At 50.5% G+C, this 6977-nt stretch carries 11 protein-coding genes; 5 read left to right on the top strand and 6 right to left on the bottom strand.

Annotated elements, in window-relative coordinates; genetic code table 11:
- The 6 genes from QZL67_RS01055 to QZL67_RS01030 form a co-directional block, all read right to left on the bottom strand.
- Positions 1 to 899, bottom strand: an 899-nt coding sequence (locus QZL67_RS01055; RefSeq protein WP_292919612.1) for a recombinase family protein, incomplete at its 3' end; no start/stop codon positions are given.
- 191 nt (positions 900 to 1090) lie between these two features.
- On the bottom strand, positions 1091 to 1249 hold the full coding sequence (locus QZL67_RS01050; RefSeq protein ID WP_022288936.1) for an SHOCT domain-containing protein: 159 nt from the start codon (positions 1247 to 1249) through the stop codon (positions 1091 to 1093).
- 625 nt (positions 1250 to 1874) lie between these two features.
- Positions 1875 to 2348, bottom strand: a complete 474-nt coding sequence (locus tag QZL67_RS01045; RefSeq protein ID WP_022288935.1) for a hypothetical protein — start codon at positions 2346 to 2348, stop codon at positions 1875 to 1877.
- A 192-nt stretch (positions 2349 to 2540) separates the two neighbouring features.
- Positions 2541 to 2786: a hypothetical protein gene (locus QZL67_RS01040; protein ID WP_022288934.1), complete on the bottom strand. Its 246-nt coding sequence runs from the start codon at positions 2784 to 2786 to the stop codon at positions 2541 to 2543.
- The gene (locus tag QZL67_RS01035) at positions 2783 to 3517 is read right to left on the bottom strand and encodes an ImmA/IrrE family metallo-endopeptidase (protein WP_022288933.1); all 735 of its coding nucleotides are present in this window, start codon (positions 3515 to 3517) and stop codon (positions 2783 to 2785) included. The genes QZL67_RS01040 and QZL67_RS01035 overlap by 4 nt, the downstream gene beginning before the upstream one ends.
- 2 nt (positions 3518 to 3519) lie before the next feature.
- Positions 3520 to 3771 (bottom strand): hypothetical protein, encoded by a 252-nt coding sequence (locus QZL67_RS01030; RefSeq protein WP_022288932.1) that lies wholly within the window; start codon positions 3769 to 3771, stop codon positions 3520 to 3522.
- 247 nt (positions 3772 to 4018) lie between these two features.
- Between QZL67_RS01030 and QZL67_RS01025 the strand changes: the two genes are divergently transcribed.
- The 5 genes from QZL67_RS01025 (at position 4019) to QZL67_RS01005 (ending at position 6840) form a co-directional block, all read left to right on the top strand.
- On the top strand, positions 4019 to 4438 hold the full coding sequence (locus QZL67_RS01025; protein WP_022288931.1) for a helix-turn-helix domain-containing protein: 420 nt from the start codon (positions 4019 to 4021) through the stop codon (positions 4436 to 4438).
- Positions 4439 to 4517: 79 nt separating this feature from the next.
- The gene (locus tag QZL67_RS01020) at positions 4518 to 5033 is read left to right on the top strand and encodes an ImmA/IrrE family metallo-endopeptidase (protein WP_022288930.1); all 516 of its coding nucleotides are present in this window, start codon (positions 4518 to 4520) and stop codon (positions 5031 to 5033) included.
- Between the two features lie 96 nt (positions 5034 to 5129).
- Positions 5130 to 5435: a hypothetical protein gene (locus QZL67_RS01015; protein ID WP_022288929.1), complete on the top strand. Its 306-nt coding sequence runs from the start codon at positions 5130 to 5132 to the stop codon at positions 5433 to 5435.
- A complete protein-coding gene (locus QZL67_RS01010; protein ID WP_022288928.1) occupies positions 5432 to 6418 on the top strand; it encodes an SEC-C metal-binding domain-containing protein in 987 nt (328 codons plus the stop codon). The genes QZL67_RS01015 and QZL67_RS01010 overlap by 4 nt, the downstream gene beginning before the upstream one ends.
- A gap of 5 nt (positions 6419 to 6423) precedes the next feature.
- Complete coding sequence (locus tag QZL67_RS01005) at positions 6424 to 6840, top strand: UPF0158 family protein (RefSeq protein ID WP_180956744.1); 417 nt, start codon at positions 6424 to 6426, stop codon at positions 6838 to 6840.
- Positions 6841 to 6977 lie beyond the last annotated feature (137 nt).

Genomic DNA, 6977 nt, shown 5'->3' with positions numbered 1-6977 from the left:
ACATCCTGACGCTTTTTCAAGAGGAGCTGGACCTTGTCAAAGGTATCTCGGTCAATAAGAGGAGCGTGGGTCATGGAGGCGTAGAACATATCCTCCTGACCTCGATTTCGGAACTGTTTGAAGGGGACTGTGGTGTCGCGGTAGGTTTTCTGATATTTGCAATCGCCGCAATACCGCTCATTTCCAAGTATGTATGCCACCTTGGTGGAGCGCCAGGTGGATTTCCCGGTTTTGGTTTTGATGCCGCGGCTGTTGAGATCCCGGGCGATCTCCGATGTAGACTGGCCGCTCAGGTAGTTTTCGAACATCATGCGGACGATGGCCGCCTCCGGTTCATAGACCACCAGCGCCTTATCCACCAGCCGGAAGCCGTAAGGAGCGTTGCTGTCCACATATTCCCCAGACTGCATCCGCTTCACGATGGAAAGCCGTTGGTTCTGGGAAATTGCCTTAGACTCCTCCTGTGCGATGGCAGAGAAGGTATTGAGCAGCATCTCATCTCCGAGGGCCAGGGTGTAGATTCCCTCTTTCTCAAACTGCACCCCCACGCCGAGCAATTTCAGCTTCCGGACATATTCCAGAGACTCCTTGGCGTTTCGGGCGAAACGGGAGACGGATTTGGTGACGATCAGGTCGATTTGGTGCTGTTCGCACATCTTGATCATTCGCTGGAATTCGGTGCGGTTCTGTGCGTTCATGCCAGAGAGCCCTTCGTCAGCGAATATCTCCACCAGCTCCCACTCTTTTTTTCTCTGAATGAGGCTGGTATATACCCGAATCTGGTTGGCGTAGGAGTTCTGCTGATCCGCTGAATTGGAAGATACCCGGCAATAGGCGGCGACTCGGATTTTGCGGATTTCCTGCCTGGTGATGGGCGAGATGAGTTTGACCTGCGGCATCAACAGCCCTCCTTTCTGGCTGAATTTTGGATTGTACTACATTTTGGTACCATCCACTTTTCCGGTTCAAGCAACATTATAGTCAACGGCAAGGCAAAGTCTATTGAAAGAACGCAGAGAAGTAAATTTCTACACAAGCGACAAGACCTGATGCCTAAAATACATCAATTTAGACGGTTCCTTCTGAACATTTAATCTGCGATGACGAGATCGGAGCCGGTGAGCTTCTGGTAGTAGCGCTTGGCTCGCTCATACTCGGCCTGAGTGATCACGCCACCTTCCCGCATCGACTTCAGCACGGCCACAATAAACAGGTAGTTTGCACTCTTGGTTTGCGACACAGCAATCATGATGTGATCCCTCCTAAATATGAATATGAATTGATACCACAAAAATAGGGGTCACCCGATTTGGTTGAGGAAGCCTTGGCTTTCCTGCTACATGATGGGTGACCCCCATTGCTTCTGATATCAAGACTATTAAATGTCTTTTTGTTGCCTGTATTCGACACTACTTCCCCAGGCTTGGGCGGTCAGCTAAACTGCGGCGGGCGCCGCACTCCGGGAATCTCTGTATTCGACACTACTTCCCCAGGCAGGGCGGTCAACTAAACTGCGGTGGGCACCGCACTCCGGGAATCAAACCCCTCCGAGGATCTCTCCGAGCTGCCCCCATTGCTTGAGGCTGTGGCTGGGCAGGGGTACCATTGTAGGCAGATGAGGTCTTGGCGAAACAGGCTGCCATGCCTGCTTTTGGATCGGAGGACCCGCTGGGCACCTTATTGGCCGTCATTGATAGGAGAAAAAGAAAAGCATTTCCTTTTTGTCTCCTACAGGTGGTCATCGCGCACCGTCCGCATCGCTCGCTCATCGCTGATGTTATTTAGCTGCCGGATATTCAGTTGAAAAGGTTCAATGAAGGCGTCTTAAGGCCCCTTCACTTTACAACGGACATTTTCCAGGAGAACCACAACTATCACCCGAAAATATTTTTTGCTTTTTTCTGAATGAGGCGAATCGCATTCTGGACACTCTGGTAACTGACCCCCATTTGATCCGCATATGCCTTGTAGCTGACCCCATTCAGGATGCATGCCTGATAAATGCCATATTGGGTGGAGGTCAGACTTTCCCGCAGTTTCCTCTCCAGAAGTTTCGTGGTGATCTCCTCCGTGTAGTCACGGGCGTCTGCCAACCAGCAGGAATCCGCCACATCTTCTGGAAGTGCATCCAGAGAGAGGGGTGTAGGCGCAGTCTTTTCCGTTCCACACGGCTCACTCTCTGAGGATAAGGCCCGCCGGAGCCGCTTTTCCTCCGAACGAAGCACTTGCATCACCGTGCGATCAACCTCTACCGCTTCTCCGGTGGCCTTGATCCGCACCATGCACTTTCCGTCCTCCGTAGTCCAGAGATCGTAGTCAAATTCTTTCGGGGTTTTCGGGATTTTCATAGCTCGTCCTTTCCGCTGGCGGAGAGCAGCGGAAGGACGAGACTAAAAAAGAGCCGCATGACGGTGAGCTTGTCGTCCCATACCGATAAATCAGGTGTTTCCATTTCGGAAACATCTGATCATGCGGCATTAGGAAGACTCACCAATCAGCGGCTCCACAGCACAGCTATCAAAATATTTATTTGTTGATCTCTACCTCCGGTTGAGGTGGAGGAAAAACCGTCTCATACTCAGAACATCAAAGACCGTTTCGCGGCCACACAGCTTGCACTTGGCCTGAACATGACCTCTGGTGTCTTCAAATACGGCGATTGAATTGTGCCCACAGAAGGGGCATTTCACCATCCTTGTTTTCTGGTTTGCAATGGCATGGCGCGCTTTTCGGATTTTTTCCATCATTTCCTCAGACGGTTCTGAGATGCGGATATTCTTTTTCACGGCCACACCTCCAACGGATCAATATATTCCCGGTACGGACGATCCTCGATATAGCCGAGCTGCCGTAACCGGATCACCGCAGCCGACTTGGATACGGCGAGCTGCTTGCACAACATCATCAAGGATACCTTGTCGCGGTATGCAAACACCCCCTCGTAGTTGATGAATTTCCTGCCGGCGGCAAAGTACCACATGGCCAGATCGATCTCTTTTTGCGGCATCAGAATTGCCGCCCCAAGGACATTTGCCTGCCATTCATTCCAGTCCTCGCGGGTCTTCAAGTCCCGGAGCGAATACGCTGTCCACGCCGAGTATTTCTTGGTACAGGCCGACCGCACAGCGTCGCTTTCCATCTGGAATAAAATCTGATGGGCGCATTCATGGGCGAGAGTAAAGCGCCTCTTGCCGCAGAGTTTATGGACTTGTCCGGGCTGAATAAAGCTCACATCCAACAGAATCTGATTTTTCCTGAGCGAGATTGCTCGTTTTACGCCCATTTCTTCTGTGATGTACTCGGTGTCCGCATAGGCGGTCAGGCCGCATATGCTTCCGTCTGAGGAAAGTCGGGCAAACGACACAGCCATTCCAAGATATTCCCTGGCGAACTGGTCAATCGGGGTTCCCCGTGCCATACGCCGGGATTCTTCGGAGTCGCAGCCGAAGTAGAACACGTTGAAATCCTTGGTCACGGCTGCGGCAATTTCTTCGATGTTCTTCTGGGACAAAATCATCGTCAGATCTCCTTTGCTTCAACAAACCACTTGCTGCCCTCCTGAAACAGATAGGACTCTCTGCCACGGATCTGCACCGTGTAACGGATACCGCCGCCCCCCACCTTTTTAGAAGCGGCGCGGCACTTATACAAGATTTGGTCGATCTGAAAAATCAAGCCGTTTTCCCATCGGATGAAGCGGGGATAGAACACACCCTCCTGATCTACATCCAGATTGACTGAGACATAAGCTTTCCTGCACGGTACACTCATTTTCCTCACTCCTTGCTTGCTATCACGGAAAACACAGACAAAGCTTTCATTGCCTGGCATCTCTTGGAAGTTCCAGAACAAATGAAGGCCACGCCCCTTGACGGGACACGCAAACCGATATACAATAAATGCGTAAAACGATTGCGTAATCTCATTATACGAAAACTGTTTGCTTGTGTCAAGCGGTTTTGTGCATATAGCGCAAACGAATTGCATATTAACATATTTACAGGCAGGAGGATATGCTATGAGGTTCGGAGAAAAGCTCTGCGCAATGCGCAAGGAAAAGGGGCTTACTCAGGCGGAACTTGCAAAGCTGGCGGGAGTAGGTCTCAGGACGATCACCAACTATGAAAAAGGCACCACATACCCCCAGAACCGTGAGGTGTATAGCGTTCTCGCCCAGATTCTCGGGTGTGATGCAGACTATCTGCACAACGAGGGCGATGACTTCATTGCGATGGCGGGGCAGGAATATGGCTATCGTGGTAAGAAGGGCGCCGAGCGACTGTTGAAAGAGATACGGGGCGCCTTTTCTGGCGGTGAGATGGCCGAAGAAGACATGGATGAGCTGATGCTCGCGATTCAGGAAGCCTACATTGATGCGAAAAAGCGCAACAAAAAGTACACCCCGAAAAAGTATCGAAAGCAGAATGAAGAGAACTAAGTCCCTTATATTGGACTTCGCATCCGTTATACTGAAAATGTGAAATTATACCATTCTGCCCGAAAGGGGTGATACCGCTATGCTGATTCGAGCTGAGGAGGCCATTCAAAAAGCCAATCGTGTTTTGCGTCAATGCGGCACAAGAAATGCCGACCGAATTGCACGGGAGTTGGGGCTGATCGTTATGCCTCGTGATTTCTCCCGACAAAAAGGCGCGTACATGGTTATTGAACGCAACCGTTATATTTTCATCAACAAACACCTCGACCCAGTGATGCACGATATTGTTCTGCTCCATGAGATCGGGCATGACTGTCTCCACCGCGGAGAGGCGATCCAGGTTGGCGGCTTGCAGGAATTCAATATTTTTGACATGCGGAATCAGCGGATGGAATACGAGGCAAATATGTTTGCCGCACAGATCGCTCTTCCTGACGATGAGATTCTGGAATACATATACGGCGGCTATGATGTCGGCCAGATTGCGCGCATCATGTGTTCAGATATAAACTTGGTGGCGCTCAAGGTTTCGGAGCTGAATATGCAGGGACACCGATTCCGCGAACAGGAGCACCGAAGCAGTTTCTTGAAATGAACTGTGATAAATTTGTAGGATGGATCAGCGCAAAGGCTCCTGAGAGAATCGAAGCATCGAACAAGATGACATCATGGAAAAGGAGAAAAAATTACGATGAAATACTTGCTGTATCGTTCCTTCGGGAATCTGGATCAGGATGTAAAGAAACACGAGCTGTTGGCCGTAGAGTACGGGAAAGATATCTATGATGTTACAGATGCACTGATCAAGGCGGCTGCGGATGACCTTGCCGGTCTGCCGGAATACGAAAAGTATGAAACCGCAGCATTTTCCCCGGAGCGGACAAAGGATTTCCGGAAGGTCAAGCGATATGCGTATGAGATGACCGGCATCGTCTATCCCACCTACGGAGATAAAAATATTCTGATTGATTTTGGCATTGTGGAGGAAGCGGAATGAGCAGAGAGGAACCGTATTATATCCCGATCCCAGAGGAATACGGGCGCAGAAAATTAAATGCGCTCTATCGGGAGATCCCGTTGAAGGATACCGCCTCGCGGCTTCTGCGAAAGTATTTGAATGCCGCCGCCAATCTGTACGGCATTATCCCGCTCAGCAAGCTCTATGGGATCATCACATCGCAGAACAAATCGCTGGTGACGAAGGAAGAATTTCTTGCCTTTGCCGAAATCGCAAGGCATGAGTGCGAGGACTACTACATCCTCGGTAAATCTGAACTCTATTACGACGGTCCTGAAACCGAGTTGATGGAGTACGAGGTCATAGATGTGCAGCTAATCGGCGAGGACCTTGAACCATATCATGAGATCTTACGAGGCCATCAGGGAAAGCCCTACTATGTGCCGGACAAGAAGGAGTTCCTTGCTTACGACAATCCCTTCCACTGGGAGAATACCCCGGAAGCAGAGGCATTCCGAAACTTCCTCCTGACTAAAACCACTGTGCCGGAGGACAAGCTGGAAGCGGTGTTCATCGACATCTATTATGGTCTCCATTGCATGAACGCCGGATTTGAGGATGTGATGAACCGGTTGGATGAGATCGGTGTGAAGTTTCGCCGCAAAGTGGATATAGGCGATTTTGCAGAGGTGTATACGCCGTTTCACAACCATGTGCGGATGCAATATAACCGTGGTCATACGCCCGACGAATTGACCGCAATGTATCCCCCGGAAGAACGCATTCCCAAGTCTATTTCCTTTGGCCCGAACATCCGTCAGGCCATTGCGGACGGAACCATGAATCCAGACGAGCTTCGGCAAGGGATTCTGGCAATGGAGATGCCCAGCGAAGAGCTGCGGATGAATTTCCTGAAAGAAATCGCAGAAATTCAGAACGGAACAAAACCGAAAAAGGTTGGCCGGAACGATCCCTGTCCCTGCGGAAGCGGGAAGAAATACAAAAAGTGCTGCGGACGGTGATGCGCATGAAGATCAAGCTGCAAACGGTCATAGACGCAATCGAACAGGCCAGCGATGCCTACACGATGCTCTATGATACGAAAACCAACGAAACGGTTTATCTGCCTGATGTATGGATTACCGGTGAGACAGATGAGGATCTTGCCGAACTGATCGAGAAGGAACCGGAGCGGTTTCTCCGATTCCCGACAAAATATGAAATCCACGAATACAGCATCATGGACTCCTTTGTGGACGACCTCCCAGCGGGCAGGATCAAAAGCGAGCTGGCTGGGGCAATACGCGGCAAGGGTGCGTTCCGGCGTTTCAAGCAAACGATCCGCTTTCAAGGCGTGGAACAGTTGTGGTACGACTATCAGGCAAACGCCTACCGGGAGCTTGCCGAACGATGGTGCAATGAGAACGATATCCAATTTGAATAAAGTATAGTCATCAAGGCGTCGTACGGTCGCTTAGCAATAAATTCGACATCCTTGTTGAGTCCTTTATTAGCCGTGGTAACTACAACGGTTTGAGATCCATGCGGCGCTGTTTGCCCTTGACTAAAGCTTGCCCGGTG

It is taken from the genome of Oscillibacter sp. CAG:155, from assembly GCA_000436875.1.
In the GTDB taxonomy this organism is placed as follows: Bacteria; Bacillota; Clostridia; order Oscillospirales; family Oscillospiraceae; genus Oscillibacter.
The sequence above is the reverse complement of the archived record's forward strand: the minus strand, read 5'-3'. Positions and strand labels throughout refer to the sequence as shown.